Raw genomic sequence first — 26,154 nt, 5'->3', positions numbered from 1 at the left:
CCCTGCGGAGACTGACGTGACCAATCACCCAAGCCCCGCAGACCGCGCCCCCGCCGCGCCTGAGCCGCGCGTGCCGCTCGTCACCGCGGACCTCGAGCCCGCACCGGAGGCGACGCGGGGCACGTCACGGCTGGCCCGGGCGATGCTCGCGATCGGGTCGGCGGGGCTGCTCGGTGCGATGGCAACCGACGCGCTCGCCGTCGCCGGCCGCCACGCCGGCATCCGGCTGTTCGGCGCCATTGAGATCGTCCAGGCCTGTATCGTGCTGGTCGCGACCAGCGCGATCCTGCTCACTACGATCGTCGATGGTCACGCCCGGGTGCACATCCTGCTAGAACGGCTGCAGGCCGCCGCATCGACCCGGCTGCTGCGCGGCGCCGATGCGGTCAGCGCGTTAATCTTCCTGTGGATCGCGCTTGGTTCGGCTTGGCTGCTCGCCGATCTGTGGTCGGCGTTCGAGCTGACGGAGATCCTCCATATCCCGCTACGCTGGCTGCGCGCCGCCTGGATTGCCGGTGCGATCGCCACCGCGCTGATCTTTGCCGGCCGGGCGCTGCGTGGAGCCCGGTCGTGATCGCGCCCGAATGGATCGGCGGCGGCGGCATTCTCGTGCTGCTCGCACTGCTCGCGCTCGGCATTCCGATCGGCGTCGGGCTGGCGCTGGTCGGCGGCATCGGGCTGACGCTGCTGCTGTCGCCAGAGGCGGCGCTGATCAAGGTCGGTGTCGTCACCTTCGACACGATCTCGCGCTACGAACTTGGCGTGCTGCCGTTGTTCGTGCTGATGGCGCATCTCTGTTTCGCCGCCGGCGCCAGCCGAGACTTCTTCGACGCGGCGGCGCGCTTCATCGGTCATCGCCGCGGGGGGCTGGCGATGGCGTCGATCGGCGGTTGCGCCGGCTTCGGCGCGATCAGCGGGTCGAGCCTTGCCACGGTGGCAACGATCACCTCGGTCGCGCTGCCCGAGATGCGCAAGGCGAATTACGCCCCCTCCTTCGCCACCGGCGCACTGGCCGCCGGCGGGACGCTGGGCTCGCTGGTGCCGCCGTCGGGCGCGCTGATCGTGTTCGGCATCATCGCCGAACAGTCGATCGGCAAGCTGTTCGCCGCCGCGATCGTGCCAGGCATCACCCAGGCGCTGTTCTACATCGCGACGATCGCCCTGCTCTGCCGCCTCCGCCCGGACCTCGGGCCGCCGGCAGCGCGGGCGCCGTGGCGCGAGCGCTGGCCGGCGCTGCGCAAGATCGGTGACGTCGGGCTGCTGATCGTATTCGTCATCGGCGGCCTTTTCGTCGGCTGGTTTACCCCGACCGAGGCCGCCTCGGTCGGCTCGGTCGCCGCGCTGGCCTTGTGCTGGAAGCGCGGCCGGCTGACCCGCGTGGCGGTGAGCGGCGCGCTGGAGGCGACGCTGCGCACCACCGGCATGATCTATATCGTCGTGATCGGCGCGCTGCTGTTCGCGACCTTCATCAGCGTCACCGGCATCGCCGCGATGCTGTCCAACCTCGTCGCCGGGCTCGACGCCGGGCCGACGATCGCGATCATCGCCATGGCGCTGGTGCTGCTGCTGCTCGGCTCGTTCCTCGACGGCCTCGCGCTGATGCTACTCACCACGCCCATCTTCCTGCCGATCGTCCACCAGCTCGGGCTGAGCCCGATCTGGTTCGGCATCTTCCTGGTGCGGACGATGGAGATCGGCTTCGTCCACCCGCCGCTCGGGCTCAACGTCTATGTCATCCAGGGGATCGCCGGCGACATTCCGCTCGGCACGATCTTCCGCGGCATCGTCCCCTTCCTACTCGCCGACTTCCTGCATCTCGCGCTGCTGATCGCGGTGCCGGCGGTGGTGCTGTGGCTGCCCGGAGCGCTCGCATGATCCGACAACTCGCCGCCCTCGCCGCGCTGTGGCTGCTCGCAGCCTGTGGTGCGGCGCCCGCCCCGCTGGCCGGCGTGACGACGCTGACCTATGCCAGCCCCTATCCGCCCGGCCATCCGTTCAGCCGCGCCGACATCCGCTGGATGCGCCATGTCGAACAGGCCTCGGCCGGGCGGCTGCGCATCCAACCGTTCTGGGCCGGCGCGCTGCTGTCGAGCGACCAGAGTATGGAGGAGATCCGCCACGGTGTCGCCGACATCGGCCTGATCACGCCGATCTACACTCGCGGCGGCGCGCATACCCAGCGCGCGCAGGCCGGCTTCTACGGCGGCGTCGCGTCGATGCCCGAACAGATTGCCGTGTATCAGTGCCTTGCCGCGAATTTCCCAGCGCTCGACGCCGAGCTGCACGGCCTGCGCGTGCTCGCCGTTCAGCCCGGCAACTTTCCCGGCATTCTCACCCGCGACCGGCCGATCCGCCGCCTCGCCGACCTGCGCGGCCTGCGCCTGCGCGCGCCGGCGGAGAATCTTGAGGTGCTGCGCGCGCTCGGGGCCGATCCGGTCGATATGCCGATGGCGGACGTTTATTCGGCGCTCGCCAAGGGGGTGATCGACGGTGTGGTCGCGCCCGCCGATACGCTCAAGAGCCTCCATTTCGCCGAGGTCGCGCGCTTCTTCACCACGCTCAAGGTGAGCCGCGGCTCCTATCCAGCACGGGCGATCGGCCTGCGCCGCTGGCGGACGCTGCCGCCCGATCTGCAGCGCCTGCTCGCCGACAGTGAGCGCGTGTGGGAAGCGGCGCTGATCGACGAGATCAACACCGCCGAACGCGCCGGCATCGCCTTCGGCAAAAGCCATGGCGTCGCCTTCCTGCCGATCGACCCCGCCGACCAGCACCGGTTCGACACGCTCTACAACGCCAATGCCGCGCGGATCGCACGCGACCTCGGCCACTACGGCCGCGACGGCACGCCGCTGTTCACCGCCGCGCAGCGTCTGATCGCGGCGCACCGCTCCGGCGCGCCTACCGCCTGCCCTTCCTCCGACCCGCAAGGTGCCCATGACTGATACCTCCATTCCGCCGCGCCCGCTGGAGGGCCTGCGTGTCATCGACCTCACCCGCGCCCTCGCCGGACCCTATGCGACGCTGCTGCTCGCTGGCCTCGGTGCCGAGGTGATCAAGATTGAGGATCCGCGTGGCGGCGACCTCGCGAGGGAGAACAGCCCTTATGTCGGCCGCAACGGCGTCACCGTCGAGCGCGCGCACGACGACGATGTGTCGATCTCGCATCTGTCGCGGGCGCGCGGCAAGAAGGGGGTTTCGCTCAACTTTAAGGCGCCCGGCGCGCAGGCGGTGTTCGCCGACCTATGCCGCACCGCCGACATCGTTGTCGAGAATTTCACCGCTGGCACCGCCGACCGGCTCGGCATCGGCTATGCCGTCGCGCGCGAGGCCAATCCGGGCATTATCTATTGTTCGCTATCCGGCTTCGGCGCCGACGCGCCGGAGGGCGGCAAAGCGATGGACGTGATCATCCAGGCGCTGTCGGGGGCGATGTACACCAGCGGCGCCCCCGATACGCCGCCAGTGCGGATGGGCATTCCGATCGCCGACATGCTCGCGCCGGTGTTCGCGGTGATCGGCATTCTCGCCGCGCTCGAACAGCGGCACCGCAGCGGCGTCGGCCAGCATGTCGACGTCTCGATGCTCGGCGCGCTGACCTCGTTCGTCGCGATCGAGAACTGGTCGGCCCTCGCCGCCGCGGGGATGCCGGCACGGACCGGGCTTACCGTCCAGCGGCTGTCGCCGTTCGGCGTTTTCGAATGCGCCGACGGCTATGTCGCGATCGTCGCGGTGCACGAGAAGCTGGCGCAGGGGCTGTTCCGTGCGATGCGCCAGCCCGAACTCGCCGCCGACCCGCGCTTCGCCAGCCGTGATTCGCGCGTCGCCAACGCGCCGGTGCTGGAGGCGGCGATCACCGCTTGGTCGCGCACGCTTTCGGTGAACGAGGCGGTGGCGCGGCTCGAGGTCGAAGGCGTGCCAGTCGCGCCGGTGCGTCACCCGGAAGAGGCGCTGAGCGATCCGCGCGTGTTGGGACGCGGCGAGACGATGCCGATCGCACACCCCCGCTATCCGCATCAGTCGGAGCTGCGTACCGCGGGTATCCCGATCCGCTTTTCGGCGGCGAGCACCGGGTTCGACGCGACGCTGCCGATCGGCATCGGCGATCACAACCGCGACGTCTTCCGCGACTTGCTCGGCTATGACGAGGAGCGGTTGCGCGCGCTCGGCGATGCGGGCGTGATCTGATGGACGCCCCCGCCGCGCTCGCCGCCATCGCCGCCGCTTATGCCGATCCCGATACGGTCGCGGATCGCCTCGCCGCGGAGGGCGCATGTGTCATCCGCACGATCGGCAGCGACGCACCCTTCACCTGGTTGCGCGCAGCGGGCTTCGCGCCCGTCCGCCTCGCGCCGTCGCGCGGCGAGGCGACTCCGATCGCGGATGCGGTGATGGGTGCGGCGAGCGGGCGGCGGCGAGCGCATCGGCTGGTCGAGCGGCTGCTCGCCACCGACCGCCGTGACGCGCCGGTGCTGATCACCCGCGCCGATGCCGAACAGGCGCAGATCTTCGCCGCGCTGCGCGAGCGCCGCCGCCTCGGCGAAACTGCGCCGGCGCAGTTTCACCTGCTCGACCTGCTCCACCACGATCGTCCCGCCTCGCACCGCTACAATGCGGCGCGGCTTGCGCAGCTCGACGCATGGCTGATCGCCTTGGGCGGACGCGCGCCCGACGATGCCGCGTTGGCGCAGGCTGCTGCGGAGGACGAGGCGGTGTGCGCGCGCATCGGCGCGCTGGCGGAGACGCAGTTGCGCGGCAGCGATCGACTGCGAATCATCGGCGCGAGCACGATCCTGCCCCCCGCCGAACTCGCCCGCCACCTCGACGCGCTCGATCCCCTACCCAGGATCGCCGTCGGCCGGCGCGTCTTCGTCACCGGCAGCGCACCCGAGACGGACGCGGCCTATCGCGAGCTGGAGGCGGACGGCGATACGATCGTCGGCGACGATCACGACTGGGGCGATCGCCGCCTGCTCGCCGCCCTGCCTGCCACCCGTGCCGCCGCTGCCGCGCCCGCCTTCGCGCCACTCGCCGCGCGCCGCCCTGCTGCCGACGCCGCAGCGATCGTCGCGCGCGCCGTCGCCTGCGGGGCGACCGCGATCGTCCACCTGACGATCGACGCCGACGAGGCCGCCGCCTGGGCCGCGCCGGCGATCGCCCGCGCGCTGCCCGACGGCATGACGCTGACGCGGCGGACGCTCGACGGACCACCCGCCGCCGACCCTGCCCCGGCGCGGCCGGCCGCCGCGCCGCCGCCGCGCAGCCGCAAGTCGCTGGCCGCGCTCGCCGGCTTCGGTGCCTATCAGCGCGACTGGTTCGCCGATCTGCGCGCCCAGGTCGCCGCGGGCGCGCCCTTCGCGATGGTCAATGCCAATGCGCCGCAAGAAATCCTGCGCGCGCTCGACGTACCGTTCGTCGTCAACCAATGGTGGGCGTCGATCGTCGCCGCCAAGCAGCAGACGCAACGCTATCGCACTTTGCTCCGCGACGCCGGCTATCCGACTGACGTCGAGGCGTATAGCGCGCAGGGCCTCGCCGCGGCGATGGACGACGAGGGGGTATGGGGTGGCCTGCCGCATCCCGATTCGCTTCACGCGGTCGGATCGAGCGATGCGACGATCGGCATCTTCGACGCCTGGGCCGAGTGGACCGGTGCCCGCGCCTTCCTCTATGAACGGACCGTCGATCCGCGGCTCGACATCGAGACGCGCTGGTGGGAGGTGCTGCCCGACCGCTGGGACGAGGCACTCGAGGCCGAGCGGATCGACCTGCTGGTCAGCGAGCTGCGCGATGTCGTCGCGGCGCTGGAGGCGGCGACCGGCCGCGTCTTCGACGAGGCACGGTTCGTCGCGGTGCTCGACCTCGTCAACGAGCAGGAGGATTATTACCGCCGCACTCGCGACCTCGTCGCGCGCAGCGTTCCCGCACCGATCAGCATCGTCGATTCGATGCCGGCAACGATGGTGCCGCAATGGCACCGCGGCACCGTCTGGGCACGCGACGCCGCCCGCGCCTTCTACGAGGAAGTCGCCGCCCGCGTCGCTGCCGGGGCGGCGGCCGTGCCGAACGAGCGCGTCCGGCTGATGTGGGTCGGTCGCGGCCTGTGGAGCGAGACGGCGTTCTACCAGCGCTGGGAGGAGAGCCATGGCGCGGTGTTCGTCTGGTCGATGTATCTCGCGCTCGCCGCGGACGGCTATATCCGCCGCTTTGATCGCGGCCGCGATCCGATGCGCTCGCTCGCGGCACGTTTCCTGACGATGGGCGACGAGTTGCGCATGCCGAGCTGGGCCGGGCCGTGGCACGTCCATGAGGCGCAGTCGCATCAGGTCGACGGCGCGGTGGCGCTCGCCGATGCCGATCCGTTCGTGCTGCGCGCGCTCGCCGCCGCGGGGATACCGGTGCTCGAACTCGGCATCGACAATTTCGCGATGGATGCGGACACCGCCGATGCGCTCGATCGACGGATCGCCGCCTTCATCGAAGGTCCGGCGACGCGCCGCGCCGAGGCGCGGCGCAGCGGGGCGCCGGCATGACCGCGCCGCTCGCCGGGCTGCGCCTGCTCGACTTCTCACGCTTTCTGCCCGGCGCCTATCCCGGCTGGATCGCCGGCGACATGGGCGCCGACGTGATCCGCGTCGAGAACCCACGCGAGCTCGCCAAACATGCGCGGATGTTCGGCCACGACGACGAACCCGAGGCGGCACGGCTACGCCGCGCCCGCCCGTCCTATTGGCGCAACCGGCGCTCGATCGTGATCGATCCCGGCCATCCCGCCGCGCAGCCGGTGCTGCACGCGCTCGTCGCCCGTGCCGATATCCTGGTCGAGGATTACCGGCCCGGCGTGATGGCGGCGATGGGGCTCGGCTATGACACGCTCGCGGCGATCAACCCGCGGCTGATCTACTGCTCGGTGTCCTTCGCCGGACAGACCGGTCCGCTGCACGGCCGCGCCGGACACGATCCTGCCGCGCTCGCGCTTGCCGGGGCGCTGTCCCGCCTCAACGGCACCGCGACGCCGACCCTGCCCGGCGTGCAGGTCGCCGACGTGCTCGCCGGATCGCATGCGACGATCGCGATGCTCGTCGCGCTGCAGCAGCGCGCGCAGACCGGCACGGGCACGCAAGTCGATATCGCGATGACCGATGCGGCGATGCCGCTGATCGCGGTCGCGCTCGGCCGCGCCGCACCCGATACCCTCCCCGCCGTCGACGGCCGCTGGCATCCCAAGGGCGGCGTCTGGCGCTGCGCCGACGACCTGTGGCTGTGCACCACCGACATGGAGCCGCGCTACTGGCAGCGTTTCTGCGACGCTGTCGGCCGCCCCGACTATGCCGCGCGGCAGTTCGACGGCGACGCGCATCCGGGGATGCACGACGACCTCGCCGCGCTGTTCCGCACCCGCCCGCGCGACGCCTGGCTCGACCTGCTCGCCGCCGCGGACACGCAGGCGATGCCGCTGCTCACCCCCGCCGAGGCGTTGCGCCACCCGCATGCGGCGGCGCGCGGCATGCACGTCACGCTGCCGGTCGGTGACGGAGCGGTCGAGCAGATCGGCACGCCGTTCCACATCGCCGGCATCGACGCGCCGGTGCATCGCCCCGCCGGCCTGCCCGGTGCGGAGCAGACCGACATCCTCGCCGAACTCGGCCTCGACGCCGCGGCGCAACGGGCGCTCGCCGACGCCGGCGTCTTCACCGGCGACAGGAGCATGCCATGATCGACGCCCTCGACGGCCTGCGCGTCGTCGATCTCAGCCACGCGATCGCCGGGCCGACCTGCACCAACATGCTGGTCGAACTGGGCGCGGACGTCGTCAAGGTCGAGCCGCCCGTGACCGGCGACGGCTTACGCCACTATACCGAACATGGCGGCGAGCCGATGGTGAGCATCCCGTTCGCGGCGATGAACGCGGGCAAGCGCTCGCTCGCGCTCGACCTCAAGACCGCGGCGGGCCGTGAGGTGCTGTGGCGGCTGATCGAGCGCGCCGACGTCCTCGTCGAGAATTTCCGCCCCGGCGTGCTCGACCGGCTCGGCTTCGGCTTCGACGCGCTGCACGCCCGCTGCCCGCGGCTGCTGCTCGTCTCGATCACCGGCTTCGGCCAGACCGGGCCGCTCGCCAATCGCGGCGCCTATGACCATATCGCACAGGCGATGTCGGGGATCGCACTGCTCAACGCCGATGCCAAGGGTCCCAAGAAGATCGGCCTGCCGATCGTCGACGGCTTCACCGGCTATCTCGCCACGATCGGCTTGCTCGCAGCGCTGCGACGGCGCGACCGCACCGGCATCGGCGAGCATGTCGACGTGGCGATGCTCGACGCGGCGCTGAAGCTGGTCAACACCAGCGTCTCGGTCCATTCCTATACCAGGCGGACGCCGGGTGGCACCGGCAACCGCGGCTTCCGCCTCGTCGCCACCGCCGATTTCTACCCGACAGCGGAAGGGTGGATCGCGCTCGGCGCCAACAACCAGCAGCAGGTCGAGACGCTGTTCGCGGTGCTCGGTTATCCGGACATGGCAACCGATCCGCGCTTTGCGACGCATGACGCGCGTGTCGCGCATTATGACGCGCTGCGCGACTGGCTGACCGCTACGCTCGCCGGCTGGCGGGCGGAGGCGCTGGAGGCGCGGCTCGCCGCAGCACGCGTGCCGGTGGCGATGCTGCGCGAGGTCGGCGAGATCGCGCAGCATCCGCATCTTGCCGAGCGCGGCACGTTGCATCCGGTGGTGCTGCCCGGCTGGGACCGGCCGCTGGCAGTGGTCGGCGCCGGTTTCGCCACGGCGGATCACCCGCCGGCGACCGTGCCGGTGCTCGGCAGCCACAGCGACGCGGTGCTCGGCGAAATCGGCCTCGACGCCGCACAGATCAGCGAGTTGCGCCGCGACGGGGTGGTGGCATGAGCCGCTTCGACCTGATGATGCTCGGCGACATCATCCTCGACGTGCCCGACCCCGATCACTGGATCGGCGGCGTCGCCGCGGTGACGCGCGCGGCCGATCTCGCCATCGGCCATCTCGAGGTGCCGCACACCCATCGCGGCGAGGAGCTGTCCGGCGACGTTCCCGCGCCGGGAGCGGACCCGGCGCACCTCGCCGCGATCGCGCGGGCGAACGTGCGGCTGCTGTCAATGGCGGGCAACCATATCGCCGATTGCGGTGCGGTCGGCATCGCCGATACCGTCGCCGAGCTCGACCGGCTCGGTATCGCCCATGCCGGCGCGGACCGCGATCGCGCGACCGCCGAGGCCCCGGCGATCGTCGTCCGCGACGGCCGCCGGATCGCCTTGCTCAGCTACAATTGCGTCGGTCCGGAGATCGCCTGGGCGGACGAGGACCGCGCCGGATGCGCCTATGTCCGCGTCGCCGCGGCGGACGGCGGCCCGGCGCGTCCGCAGGCCGAGCTGACCGATGCCGATCCCGCCTCGGTTGCACGGATGCAGGCGGCGATCGCCGCGGTTCGTCGCGACGCCGACATCGTGATCGTCGCGCTGCACAAGGGCATCACCCACCGCCCCGCCGCGCTCGCCCCCTACGAACGCCCGCTCGCCCGCGCCGCGATCGATGCGGGCGCGGATGCGGTCGTCGGCCATCACGCGCATATCGCCCGCGGCATCGAGTTCCACCGCGGCCGGCCGATCTTCCACGGCCTCGGCAACGGCGTGGTCGTCACGCATGCGCTCAGCCCGGCGCAGGATCATCCCGCGCGCGCCGCATGGGCGGAGCGGCGCAAGCGGATGTTCGGCTTCGAGCCCGACCCCGCCTATCCGCTCGCGCCCTTCCATCCCGAAGCGGTCAACGGCCTGATCGCGCGGCTGCGGATAGGCGATGACGGCCGGATCGAGGCCGGCTTCCGCCCGATGTGGAGCGCCCCGCCCGGCCGCCCGGAGCCGGCAACCGGGCAGCGGGCGGAGGCCGTCGCCCGCTATATCGACGCGATCGGCGTCGCCGCCGGCCTCCCCCCGCTGATTTATACGTGGGCGGGCGACTGGGTAGTGCTGAGCGAGGGCGGCAGCGGCTGAGCCTCCCCCTGCTGCGCGCGGATCAGCCGCGCCAGCATCTGGCGCGAGCGCACGCCGCCGGCATCGATCGAGAAGCCGCGCAGCTTCATCCCCGGATTGCGCTCGATCGAGCGCTGCTGCGCCTCAAGCACCTCGACGTCCTCGGCGAACACCCGGCCCTGCTGCGCCTTGAACCGTTCGGTAAAGCCCTGATCGCGGATGTCGAAATTGCGCGCCATGCCCCAGAAATAATGGGTGGTCGTCTCGCTCTCCGGGGTCAGCGCATCGATCACCATGCCGCGCACGCCCTGATCGTGATCCGCGATCGTCGCCCCCGCCCCGACCGGCGCGACGCCGACATCGATCAGGATCGACGAGGGCGCGATGAAGCGGCAGATCTGCCAGCGATCGACCGGCCCGTCCTGCTTCAACGCATCGCGCCAGAAGGGCGGCGCATGGACCCGGGGCATCCAGCGGGTGACGAACACCTCCTCGCCGCGCACCTCGGTCTCGATCGCCGCCTCCATCAGCTCGGGCTGACCGATCGATCCCTGATGCGTGTAGGTTTCGTGCGTCAGGTCCATCAGATTGTCGATCACCAGCCGGTAATCGCAGGCGATCGGATAATAGCCGCCGTCGAACGTCCAGTCGGGGTGCGAGCAGGGCCAGAAATCGGGCACGAGGGATTCGTCGGCGCGCGCCGGGTCGCCGATCCACACCCAAATGAGGCGATGCCGCTCGACCACCGGATAGCGGCGCACGCACAGCGCCTGATTGGGCCGTTCGCTCTTGATCGGCATCTCAAGCACTGCGCCGTCGGGATCGAACAGCATGCCGTGATAGCGGCAGCGGAGATTGTCGCCTTCTTTGAGACCCATCGACAGCGGCAGCATGCGGTGCGGGCAGGCATCGTGCAGCGCGGCGATCGACCGGTCGAACTTGCGGTACATCACCACCGGCTCACCACAGATCGTCCGGGCCATCGGCTGACGGTCGACCTCATGGTCCCAGGCGGCGACATACCAGCGGTCTTGCAGAAACATCACGCTCTCCATTGTGCGCTTCTCTGGCGGAAGCACGACGATGGTCTGCCGACATAGTTGCGATGTCAACTATTCTGATCGAGTCGATCGACGTTGGCGTATAATTTGCCGAGCAAGGCGATCAGCTGGTCGCGTTCCGCCCCGTCGAGCCCGGCGAGCAGCGCGCGTTCGCGGTCGAGCGCAATGCGGATGATGGCATCGTGCATCGCCTCCCCCGCCGGGGTGAGCGACAGCGCGCGACTGCGCGCGTCGGCGCGGTCGGGTACGGCCCGGACGAGGCCGAGCGCCTGCAGCCGCCCGGTCGCCCGACTGGCGGCCGCCTTGTCGATACCGCTCGCCTCGCAGATCGCGCCGGCGCTGGCGGTGCCGCGCACCTTGAGGTTGGCGAGCAGCCGCCATTCGTTCACGCCGACGCCGAACTTCGCCAGGTAGATACGTGAGGCACCGCGCGACAGCTTGTTGCCGATCGACGACAGGAAGAAGGGGACGTAGCGGTCGAGATCGAGCTGGGGCATCGTACCGGCATGCCGGCTCGGCCCCGCGCCGACAAGCGCCCTACGCGACCGCGCGCCGGCGCAGCGCCAGCAAGGCGAGCGCGGCGATCGCCGATCCCCCCGCCATACATTCGGCGACCAGCGCGAGATTGCCGCCGGCGGCGAACAGCAGCCCGGCGACGATCGGGCCGAGCGCCGCACCGGCGCGCCCGACACCGATGACGAAGCCGGTGCCGCTGCCGCGCGCCGCGACCGGAAAGGAGTCCGCGACCAGCGCATAGAGGCCGACCACCGCGGCGTTGGTGAATATGCCGACCAGGGCGGCCGCCTGCTTGAGCGTATCGAGATCACCCGCCGCGCGGCCGAAGACGACGACGCTCGCCACCGCGCCGACCAGCGCCGCCAGCACCAGCGGCCGCACCGGCCAGCGCTTCGACAGCAGGCCGAGCAGCACCGCGCCGCTCAGCCCGCCGACGTTCGCCCAGACCAGCACGCCGCCCGCCACCGCCGCCGGATGCCCGAGATCGACGACGATCTTGGGGATCCACTTGAGCGTGAAGTAGAAGGTCATGATGTGCGCGAGATAGGCGAGCGTCAGCAGCAAAGTGGTGGCGGCCAGGCCGGGCGCGAACAGCATACGCCAGCCGCTGCGCGCCGTCTCACCCGTCATCACGGGCAGCGCGGCCAGCGGCGGAGCGCCGCGTCGGGCAAGCAAGACGTTGACCCGCGCTAGCGCCTCACGCGGTTGCCGCTCGATCAGATAGCCGATCGTCTCGGGCAGCAGCCACCACGCCAGCGGCAGGAAGGCGGCGCTGACGATCGCGCCGAACACGAAGACATCGCGCCAGCCGCCGCCCGCCAGCAGCGCCGAGACGATCGTTCCGCCGACGATCGCCCCGAGTGGATAGCCCGCCGCCATGATCGTCACCGCGAGCGAACGGCTGCGCGCATTGGCCTGTTCGGCAACCATCGCATTGGTGGTGGCGAGCATGCCGCCGATGCCGAGGCCGGTGACGAGTCGGACCAGCGACAGCGCGACGATCCCGCCGGCGAGCGGCGCCAGCGCCATCCCCGCCGCCATGATCGCAAGACAGGCGAGGATCACCGGCCGCCGGCCGATCCGGTCGGCGACCCGGCCGAGCAGCACCGATCCCGCCGCCATGCCGAACAGCTCCATCGACAACACGACGCCGAGCGCGGCGCGGTCGACCCGCCATTCGGCGGCGATGCCGGGCGCGGCGAAGCTGATCGCCAGCACGTCGAACCCGTCGAGTGCGTTGAGCAGCACGCACAGCGCGATCGCGACGAGCTGTCGCCAGTGCATCGCTCCGGTCTCGATCGTATGGCGGGGATCGATCCCGCTGCCCGTCGCCGTCGCCGTCACCCGTCTACCCCCTGTCAGCTGGACTCCACCCCGATCAACGCGTCGAGCGCCACCAGACTGGTGCTGGCGCCGATCGGGTGGAGGATCACCGGATTGAGATCGACCTCGCGGATGCGCGGATTGGCGACCATCACGTCGGCGAGGCGCAGTACCAGATCGGCCAGCGCCGCGACGTCGAGCGCGGGCGCGCCGCGCCAGCCGTCGAGCAACGCCGCGGCCTGCAATTGGCACAATCCGGCGACGACCTGGGCGTGGCTCATCGTCGGCGCGAACAGTTGCACATCCTTGAGCACCTCCGCCTGCACCCCGCCGAAGCCGGCGAGGATGACGGGACCCCAGTCGGCATCGTTGCGCGCTCCGACGATCATCTCCGTGCCGCGCGCGCCCATCGCCTCGACAAGGATGCCGTCGAGCGCGACGCCGGGCAGGTAGCGTCCGACATCGGCGACCATCCGGTCCCAGCCGGCGGCGACCGCCGCGCTGTCGGCGAGGTTGAGGATGACGCCGCCGGCATCGCTCTTGTGGCTCAGCGCCGCCGATTGCGCCTTGAGCACCACCGGATAGCCGAGCGCCTCCGCCGCCGCGCAGGCGGCGTCGCGGCTCGTCGCGAGGCGCGAGGGCGGAAAGGGGAAGCCGCAGGGGGCGAGCAGCGCCTTGGCGGCATGTTCGGGGACGACGACGCCCGCCCCGGGCAGCGCGAGCGCAACCGCCGCCGCCGGCACGCGCGCCGTCGGAGCGGAGGCATCGACCAGCCGGGCGATCGCCCGCAACGCGCGCTCGCTCGACGGGAAGCACGGCACGCCGCGCGCCCGCAGCGCGGTGATGGCATCCTCTCCGATCGGGGCGCCCTCGTCGAGCCCGGCATAGATCACCGGCTTGTCGGCGCCGTCGCCGAGCGCGGCGAGGATCGGCGGCAGCTTGATCGCCATCGTCACCGGATCGGTCTGGATCAGCCCGATCAGGATCGTGCCGACGCGATCGTCGGCGAACAGCGCGGCGAGCGTGCGGGTATAGAGATCGGGATCGACCAGCCCCTGTGCGGTCAGGTCGAGCGGATTGCTCACCCCGACGAATTCGGGCAGCGCCGCGCGCAACGCCGGCGCCGTGTCGTCGCCGAGCGCGGCGAGCGGCAGGTCGAGCGCTTCGGCGAGGTCGAGCATCAGCGCCTTGAACGCGCCCGATTCGCCCAGCACCGCGGTGCCGCCCGTCGGCAGCCGCGGGCAGCGCAGCGCGATTTCGGCGACGTCGCTCAGTTCCTCCAGCGTCTCGGCGAGAACGACGCCCGCCTGGCGGACGAGCAGCCGCATCACTGCGTGGTCGCCCGCCATCGCACCGGTGTGCGTGGCCGCGCTCTCACGCGCGGCGCTCGACGTGCCGGGGTGGAGCAGCACGATCGTCTTGCCCGCCGCCTGCGCGGCACGCGCCGCGGCAAGAAAGCGTTGCGGCTGGCGGAATTGTTCGACGATCATCGCGATCACGCGCGTGCCGGGCTCGCCGACCAGATAATCGACATAATCCTCGACGCCGCTCGCCGCCTCGTTGCCCGTGGACACCGAGAAGGTCAGGCCGAGCCCGCGGGCGGCGAAGACGGTGCCGAGCACCGCCGCCATCGCGCCCGATTGCGAGACGATGCCGATCCCCACTCGCCCCGGCGCGGGCGGCGTCGCCACCGTTTCGACGAAGGTCAGCGGCACGCCGTCGAGATGGTTGACCATGCCGAGGCAATTCGGCCCCTCGACCACCATCCCGGCGGCGCGGGCGATGCGGCCGATCTCCGCCTGTTCGGCGAGCCCCGCCGCGCCGCCCTCGGCAAAGCCGGCGGAGAAGATCACCGCCGCGCCGACACCGCGCGCCGCCAGCTCGCGCACCGCGTCGAGCACGCCGGCCCGCGGGATCGCCAGCACCGCAACGTCGACGCCGTCCGGCAACGCCGCGATCGACGGCAGGCAGCGCCGCCCGCCGATCTCCTCCCGCCGCGGGTTGATGAGATGGACCGCCCCGTCGAAGCGATGACGATCGAGGTTGGCGAGCACCGCCGCGCCGAGTGCGCCCGGCTTGTCCGAAGCGCCGACGATCGCCACCGATCGCGGGCGCAACAGCCGGGCGATCGACGGCGACGGAGTGGTGGACGGTGCCGGGGCATCGATCGACATCGTCTCGCTCCTCAGCCGCGCGTCTTGGACTTATCATAGGCGCCCAGGCCGGGTTTGTAGCTCTTGTCGTCGATAAATTGCCGGATGCCCTCCTTTCGCCCTTCGTTGTCGTAGCTGTTCGCCGCCTCCTGTGCGCGGATCAGATAATCCTCCGCCTCGTCATAGGTCATCACGCCAACGCGGCGCACCGCGTCTTTGGTCGCCTTGAGCGCGACCGGGTTCTTCTGCCTGAGCACCTGCGCCACCTCGGTGACGCGCGCCTTGAGATCAGCAAGCGGCAGCGACTCGTTGACCAGGCCCCATTCCGCCGCGGTGCGCCCGTCGACATTCTCGCCCATCATCGCGTGATACATGGCGCGGCGGAACGACAGCAGCTCGACCGCGACCTTGGTGGCGCCGCCGCCGGGCAGGATGCCCCAGTTGATCTCGCTGAGCCCGAACTGCGCCTCGTCGGCGGCAAAGGCGAGGTCGCAGGCGAATAGCGGGCCGTAGCCGCCGCCGAAACACCAGCCGTTGACCATCGCGATCGTCGGCTTCTGATACCAGCGCAGCCGGCGCCACCAGCCGTAGCTCTCGCGCTGCGCCGCGCGCGTCCCGGCAAGGCCCAGCGCCTCGGTGTCGCGGAAATATTCCTTGAGGTCCATGCCAGCCGACCAGGCGGTGCCCTCGCCGGTCAGCACCAGCACGGCGACGTCGTCGCGGAACTCCAGATCGTCGAGCACCCGCATCATCTGCCGGTTGAGCTTGGGGCTCATGCAGTTGCGCTTCTCGGGTCGGTTGAAGCTGACCCAGGCGACGCCGTCCTCGACGGTGACGGCGACGGTTTCCTCTTCGGTACGTTCGATGCTCATGACACAGGTCTCCAAGCGCCGCGGATCGCGTCGCGGGGTTTTCGGGAACAGGGTATTGTAGGATCAGATCGGGAAGTGGCCGGGCTGCGTCTCGATCGTAACCCAGCGCAATTCGGTGAAGGAGTCGATGCCGGCGCGGCCGCCGAAGCGACCGTAGCCCGAACCCTTGGTACCGCCGAACGGCATCTGCGCCTCGTCGTGTACGGTCGGGCCGTTGACGTGGCAGATACCGGACTTGATCGCCCGCGCGACCCGCAGGCCGCGCGCGGTGTCGCGGGTGAAAACCGCCGCCGACAAACCGTATTCGCTGTCGTTGGCGAGGCGGATCGCCTCCGCCTCGTCGGCGGCGCGGATGATGCCGACGACCGGGCCGAAGCTCTCGTCACGGAACAGGCGCATCGCCGGCGTGACGTGATCGATGACATGCGCCGGCATCAGCACGCCGTCCGCGTCGCCGCCGACCAGCTGCCGCGCACCGCCCGCCAGCGCGTCGTCGATCAGCGCGCGCACGCCGTCGACCGTCTTGCGATCGACCACCGCGCCCAGCGGCGCCTGCCCGGCGCGCGGATCGCCGACCGGCATCGTCTTGACCTTGGCGGCAAACTTCTCGGCGAACGCATCGGCGACGGCATCGACGACGATGATCCGCTCGGTCGACATGCAGATCTGGCCCTGGTTCATGAACGCGCCGAACGCCGCCGCCTTGACCGCCTCGTCGAGGTCGGCGTCCTCAAGCACCAGCAGCGGCGCCTTGCCGCCGAGTTCGAGCAGCACCGGCTTGAGCTGTTCGGCACAGCGTTTGGCGATGATCCGGCCGACATGCGTCGATCCGGTGAAATTGATCCGCCGCACTGCGGGATGGTCGATCATCGCACCGACCACCTCGCCCGCATCCGCCGGCGCGTTGCTGACGATCTGGACGACGCCGTCAGGCAGCGCCTCGGCAAGCGCCTCGACGATCAGTTGATGCGTGCGCGGGCATTGCTCCGACGCCTTGAGCACCACCGTATTGCCGCAGGCGAGCGGCACCGCCAGCGCACGCACGCCGAGGATGATTGGCGCGTTCCACGGCGCGATGCCGAGCACCACGCCGGCGGGCTCGCGCAGCGCCATCGCAATGCAGCCGGGCTTGTCGGAGGGGATGACCTCGCCGCCGATCTGCGTGGTCAGCGCCGCCGCCTCGCGGATCATGCCGGCGGCGAGCATCAGGTTGAACCGCGCCCAGCCCTCGGTCGCGCCGATCTCGCCCATCATCGCCGCGACGAAGGCATCGGCGCGCGCCTCGAGCGCCGCCGCGGCGCGGTTTAGCGCGGCGCGACGCGCGGTCGGGCCGGTCTGGCTCCAGCTTTCGAAGGCCGCGGCGGCGGCGGCGCAGGCGGCGACGGCATCGGCGGGGGATTGCGCGGGCGCGCTGGTCGCGACCTCGCCGGTCACCGGATTGTGGCGCGTGAAAGTGGGCCGTTCCAAGGTCGCTGCCGTCGACATGTCCGCTCCTGCATCTTATTTGTTATGGAGCATACCTAAACCGGCGACCGGGGCAAGCGGCATTTTACACGATCAGTCGCGCGTCCGCTCGATCCGCGTCAGCAGCGCGATCAGCATCTGCCGTTCGTCTGCGGTAAGGTCGCGCAGCAGCAGGTCCTCATGCTCACGGATCCGCTCCAGCGCGGTCTCGATCTGCACCGCGCCCGCCGGCGTCAGCTGCAGTTCGAAGGCGCGGCGGTCGTCGCGCGCGACCCGCCGCTCGATCAGCCCGCGGTCGACCAGATCGTTGACCAGGCTGACCATATTGGGACGCTGGATGCCGAGCACCTTGCCCGCCGCACCCTGGTTGATGCCGGGATTGTCGCGGATCGTCGATAGGATGCCGAACAGCACCTGCCGGATGCCGAGATCGCCGAGCGCCTCGGCGAAATCGGCGGCGAACAGCGACGAGGTGCGGCGGAGGTGATAGCCGACCAGCGTATCGAGAACGTTCAGCCTGACTTCGTCCGCCTCGGTCGCATGATCCGTTGTGCCTGTTTCCATTGGCGAAGCTGATAGGATCATGGCCGCCGCCTGACAACGTCGCCGCGGGGGCGCCGAAGGGTGCGGATGCACCGGTGCACGGTTCCGGCTTGTCTCGAAGGGATCAGCGCTTACAGCCGGGGGCTATGCCCGTTCCTGCGCTTGAAGAGCCGCTGTCGCTCGGCCGCCTCGGCAATTTCATCGGCTTCCGGCTTCGCCGCATCCAAAATTACCTCTCCGGCGCATTCACGGCGGAGAGCGTCGCGCTCGGATTGCGGCCCGGCGAATTCTCGGCGCTGGCGGTGATCGCCGCCAATCCCGGCCTGTCGCAGGGCACGCTGGCGCGCGAGGTCGGGCTCGACAAATCGGCCGCGGTGGCAGTGATCGACGATCTCGAACGCCTCCACCTCGCCGAGCGCCGCCGGCTGACCGCCGACCGCCGGCGCCACGCGCTCTACGTCACCGCCGAGGGCGAGGCGGCGCTCGACCGGCTGTTCGCGCGGCTCGAAACCGTCGAGCGCGACGTGCTCAACGCGCTCGGCCCCGACGACCTTCAGGTGCTCAGCGGCCTGCTCGATCGCATCTATCACTCCTGCTTCCGGCAGGGGAATTAGACGGCACGGACGAAGACGGCGGACCGCCCGTCGCGGCGTCAGACCCGCTCGAAGAGCAGCGCGATGCCCTGGCCGACGCCGACGCACATGCAGGCGAGGCCGTAGCGGCCGCCATCACGCTGCAATTGCTCGACCGCGGTCATCGTGATCCGCGCGCCCGACATGCCAAGGGGATGGCCAAGCGCGATCGCGCCGCCGTTCGGGTTGACGCGCGGATCGGCAGGATCGACGCCAAGATCGCGCAGCACCGCGATCGCCTGCGCCGCGAACGCCTCATTGAGCTCGATCACGTCGATCTGATCGAGCGTCACGCCGCCCCGGCGCAGCACCTTGCGCACCGACTCGACCGGCCCGATCCCCATCACCCGCGGCGCCACGCCCGACGCGGCCATTGCGATCACCCGCGCGCGCGGCACGAGGCCGTGCGCCTGCGCCGCCGCCGCCGAGGCGACTAGCAGCGCCGCCGCACCGTCATTGAGGCCGGAGGCGTTACCCGCGGTGACGGTGCCGTCGGCATGGACGACCGGCTTGAGCTTCGCCAGCGCCTCGGCGCTGGTTGCGCGCGGATGCTCGTCGACCGCGAAGGCGACCGGATCGCCCTTGCGCTGCGCCACCATCACCGGGACGATCTCCGCGGCGAAGCGGCCGTTCGCCTGCGCCGCCGCAGCCTTGGTCTGGCTGGCGAGCGCAAAGGCATCCTGATCCTCGCGGCTCACCTGCCAGTCGGTGGCGACGTTCTCGGCGGTCTCCGGCATCGAATCGACGCCATAGGCGTGGCGCATCGCGGGGTTGACGAAGCGCCAGCCGAGCGTCGTGTCCTCGATCTTCTGCGCACGATCGAACGGTGTCGCCGCCTTGCCGAGCACATAGGGCGCACGCGTCATCTGCTCGACGCCGCCGGCGACAATCAGCGCGGCATCGTCGCTGCGGATCGCCTGCGCAGCGATGCCGATCGCGTTGAGCCCCGATCCGCACAGGCGGTTGACGGTGGCGCCGGGCACCTCCGGCGGCAGCCCGGCGAGCAGCGCCGCCATCCGCGCAACGTTGCGATTGTCCTCGCCCGCCTGATTGGCGCAGCCGAGGATACAATCGTCCACCGCCGCCCAGTCGACCCCGGCGTTGCGTTTGATCAGCGCCTTGATCGGCAGCGCGGCGAGATCGTCGGCGCGGATGGTCGAAAGCCCGCCGTTGAGGCGCCCGACCGGCGTGCGGATGGCGTCGCAAATAAAGGCGTCAGTCACGAATGGGCCCCTTCCAGTTCGGCGATGATGCGGCCCGCTTCGGCGAAGGCGGTGTTGGCGGCGGGTACGCCGGCGTAGATGGCGGTCTGCATCAGCACCTCCTTCAGCGCATCGCGGGTGAAGCCGCCGCCTGACAGGCCGGCGCGGACGTGCAGACCGAATTCCTCCCAGCGGCCGAGGCTCGCGGTGATCGCCACCACCAGCAGCCGGCGCGTCGCCTCGTCGAGACCGGGGCGTCCCCAGATTTCGCCCCAGGCGATTCGCGTGATCATCGCCTGGAAATCGGCGGTGAAGTCGGTGCGCTTGGCAAGCGAGGCATCGACCCAGGCGTCGCCGAGCACGCGGCGGCGATTGATCAGCCCGGCCTCGAACAGCGTCGCCGCCGCCGCATCCTTGGCCGCGTCGCGGGTCAGGAAGGCGATCAGAGCGCCCGCCAGCGCCTGCGGCGCCTCGACCGGTGCGAGGTGGCCGACGGCGAGGTTCACTGTTTCGCTGTGCGGGATCGCTGCGGCAATGCGCTCCCCATGGCCGGCGAAGGGCGTCGAGCGGTCGCTGTCGCCCGCCACCACCAGTACCGGCAGCGTCAGGCCGGGCAGCCGGTCGATCACCGCCATGTCGCGGATCGCCGCGCCCGCGCCGGCATAGCCCGCGTCCGCCATCGCGAGCAGCCCGCGGCGCAGCGACGCCGCCTCCACCGGATGCGTCGCGACAAAGTCGGTCGATAGAAAGCGATCCATCGCCAGGTCGGCGATCGCCGCGGTGCCGTCGCGTCGCACAATGGCGATGCGATCGTCCCAAGCCGCCGCGTCCATTGTCGCCGAGGTGCAGATCAGCGCCAGCTCCGTGACCCGCTCGGCATGGTCGAGCGCGAGCTGCATTGCGATCATCCCGCCGAGCGAAACGCCGGCGACCACGGCGTGATCGATCCCGGCGTCCTCCATCACTGCAATCACATCCGCGGCGAGCATCGGCAGGTCATAGTCGCCGTCCGGCGCGTCGGAGGCGCCATGACCACGCGTATCGATCCGCAGCAAGCGAAACCGGGCGGCGAGCGCGGGGACGCAGCCGTCCCACAAGGTCATGTCGGTTCCGATCGAATTGAGCAGCACCAGCGGCGGCGCGGCATCGTCGCCGTCGAGCCGCCAGTAGAGCCGCACCCCGTCCCGCATCGCAAACGGCATATCAGTCCTTCCCCATGTCGAGCAGCGCCTCGACCAGCGTCACGCTGTCGCCGATGTCGCCCCCTTGCCCCGCCGCAGCAAGGTTGCGCGCGATCGCCTCACCGTCGATCTCCAGCCCCTCGGCGACGCCCGCCATCGCCTCCGCCGCACCGGAGGCGAGCAGGAACAGGTCGACCAGCATGGGCCCTTCCGCCTGCCAGCCGCCGAGGCCGCGCTCCTCCTCCGCCGGCAGCGCGGCGAGGATGCCCGCGACCAGCCCGGGCGCTCGCGTCGTGGCGGACAGCGCGATCTGGCAGCCGGTCGGGTTGCGCTTGTGCGCCATCGCGGACGATCCGCCGCGCCCGGCGACCGCAGGTTCGCGCGCCTCACCGATGCCGTTCTGCGCGAGCAGTGCGACGTCGCGCGCCATCTTGCCCAGCGCACCGATCAGGATGCCGACCGCCGCGGCGATGCCCGCCAGCCCCTCGCGCCGCGCATGCCACGGCGGCGCCTCGGCCAGCCCGAGCGTCGCTGCAAGCCGGGCGGCGACCGCATCCGCCTGCCCCGCCTGATCGGGCCGGTTGCCCGCCGCGCCACCCCATTGCAATGCCGCCTTCGCCGCGACCTCGCGCGACACCCGCGCCGCCGCCGCGGCGATCCCGGCATGCCATTGCGCCAGCCGCAGCCCGAAGCCGATCGGCTGCGCGTCCTGCAGCAAGGTCCGCCCGATCGCCGGCGTCGTGGCATGAGCGCGGGCGAGCGGCGCCAGCGCCGTGGTGACGCGCGCAACATCGGCGAGCAGCAGCGTGCCGGCGCGGCGCACCTGCATCATCAGCGCACTGTCCGCGACGTCCTGGCTGGTCGCGCCGCGGTGGAGCGCCGCCGCCGCCTCGCCGTCGACCTGCGCCCGCAACGTCGCGACGAGCGGGATCGCCAGCGTTCCTGCCAGCGCCGCCCGTTGGGCGAGCGTCGCAGGGTCGATGTGCAGCGTCGACACCGCCGCCGCGATCTCGGCCGCAGCCTCCGCGGGGATCACCCCCGCCGCCGCCTGCGCCGCCGCCAATGCGCTCTCGAACGCCAGCGTCGCGGCGATCGTCGCGTCATCGTCAAACGTCGCGATCATCGCCGGCGTGGCAACCGGGCGGGTGCGGAGCAGGCTCACAGGTCGAAGAACACCGTCTCGTCGGCGCCGGCAAGACGCAGGTCGAGCCACCATTTGCCCTCGCCGGTCCGCTGCGCGATAAGCGTGCCACGCCGTTCGACGGGAACGCAGGCGAGCACCGGGTCCTCGTCATTGCCTGCCGCGCCCTCGAAATAGAGCCGCGTTGCCAGCCGCTTGATCAGCCCGCGCCCGAACACCGACACAGCGATATGCGGCGCCTGCAAGCTGTCGCCCGGCCCCGGCACCCGCCCCGGCAGGATGGTGCGGAACCGGTACCCCCCCTCGGCATCGACCGCGGCGCGGCCGAAGCCGATGAAATGCGGATCGATCGGCACGTCGCCACGATCGTCGTCCAGCGCATGGTAACGGCCGGCAGCATTGGCCTGCCAGATCTCGAGCATCGCATCGACCACCGGTGCGCCTTCGGCATCGAGCACGCGGCCGGCAATCTCGATCACTTCGCCTTGCGGCGTACCGGTCGGCGACGACAGGTTGAGAAGCCAATGCTCCTCGGCGAATAGGTCGGGCCGTGCGCCCATCTCGGACTGGCCGACGAGGTCGGCGCCGCCTTTCCACGGCAGACCGTAATGGAAGAATGGACCCACCGTCTGGCTCGGCGTCTGGCCGAACAGCGCCGGGTTGCGATTGTCCTGCCGCGGCGCGGGCTCGCGCGTTTCGAGGTCAGTCATGATGATCCTCCTCGAACGGCGTCTGCGCGCGCCCCTTCAGCACGATGTCGAACATATAGCCGAGCGCCCAATTGGGCACGGTCGTCGCGATATCGAAGCGGCTGACGAGCCGCTGGCGATAGGGCATCGGCACCGCGTTAGCGATCGGATCGATTTCGATCAAAGGATCGTCGGGGAAATAAAGCTGCGTCACCAGTCGCGTCGCGAACGCCGGGCCGAGCAGCGACAGATGGATGTGCGCCGGCCGCCACGCATTGGTGTGGTTGCCCCACGGATAGGCTCCCGGCCGCACCGTCACAAAGCGATAGCGACCCTCCGCATCGGTGACGACCCGGCCAGCGCCGGTGAAATGGGGATCGAGCGGCGCATCCCACTGATCGCGTGCATGAACGTAGCGACCGGCAGCATTGGCCTGCCAGATTTCTATCGCGGTGTCCGGCACCGGTCGCCCCTCTTCGTCGAGCACCCGGCCCGACACGACGATCCGCTGGCCGATCGGCGTACCGCGATGCTGCGTGGTCAGGTCGGCGAGCGCCGGTCCCATCAGCCGTTCCCAGCTGCCGCCCGGCCCAGTCGTTTCGGTCAGCGTCTGCGGCGCACGGACCGGCGGCAGCGCGGGCGCGCGCAGCACGGTGGAGCGATAGTCGGGGAACAGCAACGGCGGCGCGCCCGCATCGTCGCGCGCATAGGGGCGGACGTCGGTCATGCCGCCAATCCTTCCGCCACCACGACCGGCGCCGCCGTCCGCGCGAGCACCTCGTCCACCGTCACGCCGGGCGCAAGTTCGATCAGCCGCAGCCCCGGCTTGTCGCAGGCAATTACGCACAGATCGGTGATGATCAGGTCGACGCACGCCCGCCCGGTCAGCGGCAGCGTGCAGGCGGGCAGGATCTTCGCCTCGCCGGCCTTGTTGGCGTGATCCATCACCACGACGACGCGCTTAACCCCGGCAACTAGGTCCATCGCCCCGCCCATCCCCTTCACCATCTTGCCCGGAATCGTCCAATTGGCGATGTCGCCAGCTACGCTCACCTCCATCGCGCCGAGCACCGCCATGTCGATATGACCGCCGCGGATCATCGCGAAACTGTCGGCGGAGGAAAAGAAGCTCGACGTCGGCAGTGCGGTGATCGTCTGCTTGCCGGCGTTGATCAAATCGGGGTCGACGGCGTCGCGCATCGGGAACGGGCCGATGCCGAGCATGCCGTTCTCCGACTGCAACGTCACGTCGAGGCCGTCGGGCACATAATTCGCCACCAAGGTCGGGATGCCGATGCCGAGGTTGACGTAGAAGCCGTCCTCCAGCTCTTGCGCAGCGCGTGCCGCCATCTGTTCGCGGGTCCAACCCATCACATCGTCTCCGCTTCGCGCACGGTCAGCTTCTCGATCCGCTTCTCGTTGATCGTCGACCGGACGATGCGATCAACGAAGATGCCAGGCGTATGAATGCAGTCGGGATCCAAACTGCCGGCGGGTACAATCTCCTCGACCTCGACAACCGTCACCATGCCCGCGGTCGCCATGTTCGGGTTGAAGTTGCGCGCAGTCTTGCGGAACATCAGATTGCCCGCCGGATCGGCGCGCCACGCCTTGATGATCGACAGATCGGCGCGCAGCCACGTCTCGCGCACATAGTCCTCGCCCGCGAACGTTTCGACCGGCTTGCCCTCGGCGACGACGGTGCCGACGCCGGTCTTGGTGTAGAAGGCCGGGATGCCGGCGCCGCCGGCGCGGATCCGCTCGGCGAGCGTGCCCTGCGGGGTCAGCTCCAGCGCCAGCTCACCCGACAGATATTGCTGCTCGAACAGCTTGTTCTCGCCGACATAGCTGGAGATCATCTTGGCAATCTGCCGCGTCTCGAGCAACATCCACAAGCCAAAGCCGTCGGCGCCGGCATTGTTCGAGATGACGGTCAGGTTGCGCACTCTGCTCGCACGCACCTCCGGGATCAGGCTCTCGGGATTGCCCGACAGGCCGAAGCCGCCCGACATGATCGTCATCCCGTCGAACAGCAGCCCGTCGAGCGCCGCCGCCGGACTGTCGTAGATCTTGTTCTTCATACCGCCTCGCTGCTGATCCCGCCAGTGAGCGGCAGGCCGACGTAATTCTCGGCGAGCGTCCGCTGCGCAGCCTCCGAGCCACGAATATAGTCCAGCTCCGCCATCTGAATACGCCGGTCGAAGCCGTCCATTGTCGGAAACCGGTGGGTTACCGAGGTAAACCACCACGAGAAGCGTTCCGCCTTCCACACTCGCGCCAGCGCCCGAGCCGAATAGCCGTCGAGCCCTGCGGCCGAGCCCTGTTTGTAGTGGAGCGCGAACGCCTCGCCGAGCATCGTCACGTCCGACACCGCGAGGTTCATCCCCTTGGCACCGGTCGGCGGTACGATATGCGCGGCGTCACCAGCGAGGAACAGCCGCCCCCAGCGCATCGGCTCCGACACGAACGAGCGCAACGGCGCGATCGACTTCTCGAACGACCGCCCGCGCGTCACCTTGGCTGCCGTATCGGGGCCGAGCCGCAAGCAGAGTTCGTCCCAGAAACGGTCGTCCGGCCAGTCGGCGATATCCTCGTCGAGTCCACACTGAATGTAATAGCGGCTGCGCGTCGTCGATCGCATCGAGGCGAGCGCGAAGCCGCGTTCGTGATTGGCGTAGATCAATTCGTGATCCGCTGGCGGCACGTCGGCGAGGATGCCGAGCCAGCCGAACGGATAGACGCGCTCGAACGTCTTCAGCACCTCAGGCGGAATCGCCGCCCGGCTGATGCCGTGATAGCCGTCGCAGCCAACGATGTAATCGCACGTCACCTCGTGCTCGACGCCGTCCGTGCGCCACGACACCGTCGGCCGTTCGTCGTCGATCCCGGCGAGTGCGACATCCTCGGCGTTCCACACGATCGGCAGATCGTCGGCCTCGGCGGCATCGAACAGGTCGCGCATCACCTCCTGCTGGCCGTAGACGGTGACGGTCGATCCACCGGTCAACGCCGCCATGTCGATGCGGAACAGACGCCCGTCGAGCGACAAATTGGTGCCGCCATGCACCAGCCCCTCACGATGCAACCGCCCGGCGAGGCCGAGCCGATGCATCAGATCGACGGTGACCTGTTCGAGCACGCCGGCGCGCACCCGTCCTTCGACATAGGTGCGGTCGCGCCGTTCGAAGACCATCGCCTCGATGCCCTCGCGGCGCAGCAGATGCGCGAGGAACATCCCCGCCGGTCCTGCCCCGATGATCGCAACCTGTGTGCGCATCCGTCCATCCTCTCTGCGGCCCTTGCACGCCGTCGTGCCGCCAAGGTGTGCGGCCGTGGCGGTGCGGGCCATGTCGCCGCCAGCCGAAATCTTGGATTATCCAGC

General features: G+C 70.2%; 24 protein-coding genes. 9 read left to right on the top strand and 15 right to left on the bottom strand.

Annotated features, from left to right (window positions below; genetic code table 11):
- Positions 1-16 precede the first annotated feature (16 nt).
- The 8 genes from FFS23_RS01490 to FFS23_RS01455 are packed head-to-tail and all read left to right on the top strand — an operon-like array spanning position 17 to position 10,016.
- A complete protein-coding gene (locus tag FFS23_RS01490) occupies positions 17-574 on the top strand; it encodes a TRAP transporter small permease (protein ID WP_137897138.1) in 558 nt (185 codons plus the stop codon).
- Positions 571-1,875: a TRAP transporter large permease gene (locus FFS23_RS01485; RefSeq protein ID WP_249340470.1), complete on the top strand. Its 1,305-nt coding sequence runs from the start codon at positions 571-573 to the stop codon at positions 1,873-1,875. The genes FFS23_RS01490 and FFS23_RS01485 overlap by 4 nt, the downstream gene beginning before the upstream one ends.
- Positions 1,872-2,942 carry a TRAP transporter substrate-binding protein DctP gene (dctP, locus tag FFS23_RS01480; RefSeq protein ID WP_137897137.1) on the top strand — a complete coding sequence of 357 codons (1,071 nt, stop codon included), beginning with the start codon at positions 1,872-1,874 and terminating at the stop codon, positions 2,940-2,942. Before FFS23_RS01485 ends, dctP begins: the two co-directional genes overlap by 4 nt.
- Positions 2,935-4,185 (top strand): CaiB/BaiF CoA transferase family protein, encoded by a 1,251-nt coding sequence (locus tag FFS23_RS01475; RefSeq protein WP_137897136.1) that lies wholly within the window; start codon positions 2,935-2,937, stop codon positions 4,183-4,185. The genes dctP and FFS23_RS01475 overlap by 8 nt, the downstream gene beginning before the upstream one ends.
- Entirely contained in the window at positions 4,185-6,530 is a 2,346-nt protein-coding gene (locus FFS23_RS01470) for a 2-hydroxyacyl-CoA dehydratase family protein (protein WP_137897135.1), read from the top strand. The genes FFS23_RS01475 and FFS23_RS01470 overlap by 1 nt, the downstream gene beginning before the upstream one ends.
- The gene (locus FFS23_RS01465) at positions 6,527-7,714 is read left to right on the top strand and encodes a CaiB/BaiF CoA transferase family protein (RefSeq protein WP_137897134.1); all 1,188 of its coding nucleotides are present in this window, start codon (positions 6,527-6,529) and stop codon (positions 7,712-7,714) included. Before FFS23_RS01470 ends, FFS23_RS01465 begins: the two co-directional genes overlap by 4 nt.
- Positions 7,711-8,898, top strand: a complete 1,188-nt coding sequence (locus FFS23_RS01460; protein ID WP_137897133.1) for a CaiB/BaiF CoA transferase family protein — start codon at positions 7,711-7,713, stop codon at positions 8,896-8,898. Before FFS23_RS01465 ends, FFS23_RS01460 begins: the two co-directional genes overlap by 4 nt.
- On the top strand, positions 8,895-10,016 hold the full coding sequence (locus FFS23_RS01455; RefSeq protein WP_137897132.1) for a CapA family protein: 1,122 nt from the start codon (positions 8,895-8,897) through the stop codon (positions 10,014-10,016). The genes FFS23_RS01460 and FFS23_RS01455 overlap by 4 nt, the downstream gene beginning before the upstream one ends.
- Here the strand turns inward: FFS23_RS01455 and FFS23_RS01450 are convergent.
- The 7 genes from FFS23_RS01450 to FFS23_RS01420 all read right to left on the bottom strand — a co-directional run bounded on the left by FFS23_RS01450 (position 9,965) and on the right by FFS23_RS01420 (position 17,948).
- Positions 9,965-11,038, bottom strand: coding sequence for an aromatic ring-hydroxylating dioxygenase subunit alpha (locus FFS23_RS01450; RefSeq protein ID WP_137897131.1), 1,074 nt, complete (start codon positions 11,036-11,038; stop codon positions 9,965-9,967). The two genes, FFS23_RS01455 and FFS23_RS01450, sit on opposite strands and share 52 nt — an antisense overlap.
- A 65-nt stretch (positions 11,039-11,103) precedes the next feature.
- A complete protein-coding gene (locus FFS23_RS01445) occupies positions 11,104-11,553 on the bottom strand; it encodes a MarR family winged helix-turn-helix transcriptional regulator (protein ID WP_137897130.1) in 450 nt (149 codons plus the stop codon).
- Positions 11,554-11,593: 40 nt separating this feature from the next.
- Positions 11,594-12,856: an MFS transporter gene (locus tag FFS23_RS01440; RefSeq protein ID WP_137897250.1), complete on the bottom strand. Its 1,263-nt coding sequence runs from the start codon at positions 12,854-12,856 to the stop codon at positions 11,594-11,596.
- Between the two features lie 74 nt (positions 12,857-12,930).
- Entirely contained in the window at positions 12,931-15,069 is a 2,139-nt protein-coding gene (locus FFS23_RS01435; RefSeq protein ID WP_137897129.1) for an acetate--CoA ligase family protein, read from the bottom strand.
- A gap of 11 nt (positions 15,070-15,080) precedes the next feature.
- Positions 15,081-15,920: a p-hydroxycinnamoyl CoA hydratase/lyase gene (locus FFS23_RS01430; protein WP_137897128.1), complete on the bottom strand. Its 840-nt coding sequence runs from the start codon at positions 15,918-15,920 to the stop codon at positions 15,081-15,083.
- 63 nt (positions 15,921-15,983) lie between these two features.
- Entirely contained in the window at positions 15,984-17,405 is a 1,422-nt protein-coding gene (locus FFS23_RS01425) for an aldehyde dehydrogenase (protein ID WP_137897127.1), read from the bottom strand.
- Positions 17,406-17,477: 72 nt separating this feature from the next.
- Positions 17,478-17,948: a MarR family winged helix-turn-helix transcriptional regulator gene (locus tag FFS23_RS01420; RefSeq protein WP_137897126.1), complete on the bottom strand. Its 471-nt coding sequence runs from the start codon at positions 17,946-17,948 to the stop codon at positions 17,478-17,480.
- A 125-nt stretch (positions 17,949-18,073) separates the two neighbouring features.
- Here FFS23_RS01420 and FFS23_RS01415 point away from each other — a divergent pair, with 125 nt between their 5' ends.
- Entirely contained in the window at positions 18,074-18,541 is a 468-nt protein-coding gene (locus FFS23_RS01415) for a MarR family winged helix-turn-helix transcriptional regulator (protein ID WP_137897125.1), read from the top strand.
- Positions 18,542-18,579: 38 nt separating this feature from the next.
- Here the strand turns inward: FFS23_RS01415 and pcaF are convergent, their stop codons facing one another.
- Genes pcaF through pobA form a run of 8 tightly spaced genes read right to left on the bottom strand, consistent with a single transcriptional unit; the run spans position 18,580 to position 26,049 of the window.
- Positions 18,580-19,782 (bottom strand): 3-oxoadipyl-CoA thiolase, encoded by a 1,203-nt coding sequence (pcaF, locus tag FFS23_RS01410; protein WP_137897124.1) that lies wholly within the window; start codon positions 19,780-19,782, stop codon positions 18,580-18,582.
- Positions 19,779-20,951: a bifunctional 3-oxoadipate enol-lactonase/4-carboxymuconolactone decarboxylase PcaDC gene (gene pcaDC, locus FFS23_RS01405; protein ID WP_249340469.1), complete on the bottom strand. Its 1,173-nt coding sequence runs from the start codon at positions 20,949-20,951 to the stop codon at positions 19,779-19,781. The genes pcaF and pcaDC overlap by 4 nt, the downstream gene beginning before the upstream one ends.
- 13 nt (positions 20,952-20,964) lie before the next feature.
- Entirely contained in the window at positions 20,965-22,104 is a 1,140-nt protein-coding gene (locus FFS23_RS01400; RefSeq protein ID WP_249340468.1) for a lyase family protein, read from the bottom strand.
- Positions 22,101-22,793 carry a protocatechuate 3,4-dioxygenase subunit alpha gene (gene pcaG, locus FFS23_RS01395; RefSeq protein ID WP_137897121.1) on the bottom strand — a complete coding sequence of 231 codons (693 nt, stop codon included), beginning with the start codon at positions 22,791-22,793 and terminating at the stop codon, positions 22,101-22,103. Before pcaG ends, FFS23_RS01400 begins: the two co-directional genes overlap by 4 nt.
- Entirely contained in the window at positions 22,786-23,499 is a 714-nt protein-coding gene (pcaH, locus tag FFS23_RS01390) for a protocatechuate 3,4-dioxygenase subunit beta (RefSeq protein ID WP_137897120.1), read from the bottom strand. Before pcaH ends, pcaG begins: the two co-directional genes overlap by 8 nt.
- Complete coding sequence (locus tag FFS23_RS01385; RefSeq protein WP_137897119.1) at positions 23,496-24,143, bottom strand: 3-oxoacid CoA-transferase subunit B; 648 nt, start codon at positions 24,141-24,143, stop codon at positions 23,496-23,498. Before FFS23_RS01385 ends, pcaH begins: the two co-directional genes overlap by 4 nt.
- Positions 24,143-24,853, bottom strand: coding sequence for a CoA transferase subunit A (locus FFS23_RS01380; protein ID WP_137897118.1), 711 nt, complete (start codon positions 24,851-24,853; stop codon positions 24,143-24,145). The genes FFS23_RS01385 and FFS23_RS01380 overlap by 1 nt, the downstream gene beginning before the upstream one ends.
- Positions 24,850-26,049 carry a 4-hydroxybenzoate 3-monooxygenase gene (gene pobA / locus FFS23_RS01375; protein WP_137897117.1) on the bottom strand — a complete coding sequence of 400 codons (1,200 nt, stop codon included), beginning with the start codon at positions 26,047-26,049 and terminating at the stop codon, positions 24,850-24,852. Before pobA ends, FFS23_RS01380 begins: the two co-directional genes overlap by 4 nt.
- Positions 26,050-26,154: the final 105 nt, after the last annotated feature.

This window comes from Sphingomonas sp. 2SG (assembly GCF_005503285.1).
Lineage (GTDB): Bacteria > Pseudomonadota > Alphaproteobacteria > Sphingomonadales > Sphingomonadaceae > Sphingomonas > Sphingomonas taxi.
The sequence above is the reverse complement of the archived record's forward strand: the minus strand, read 5'-3'. Positions and strand labels throughout refer to the sequence as shown.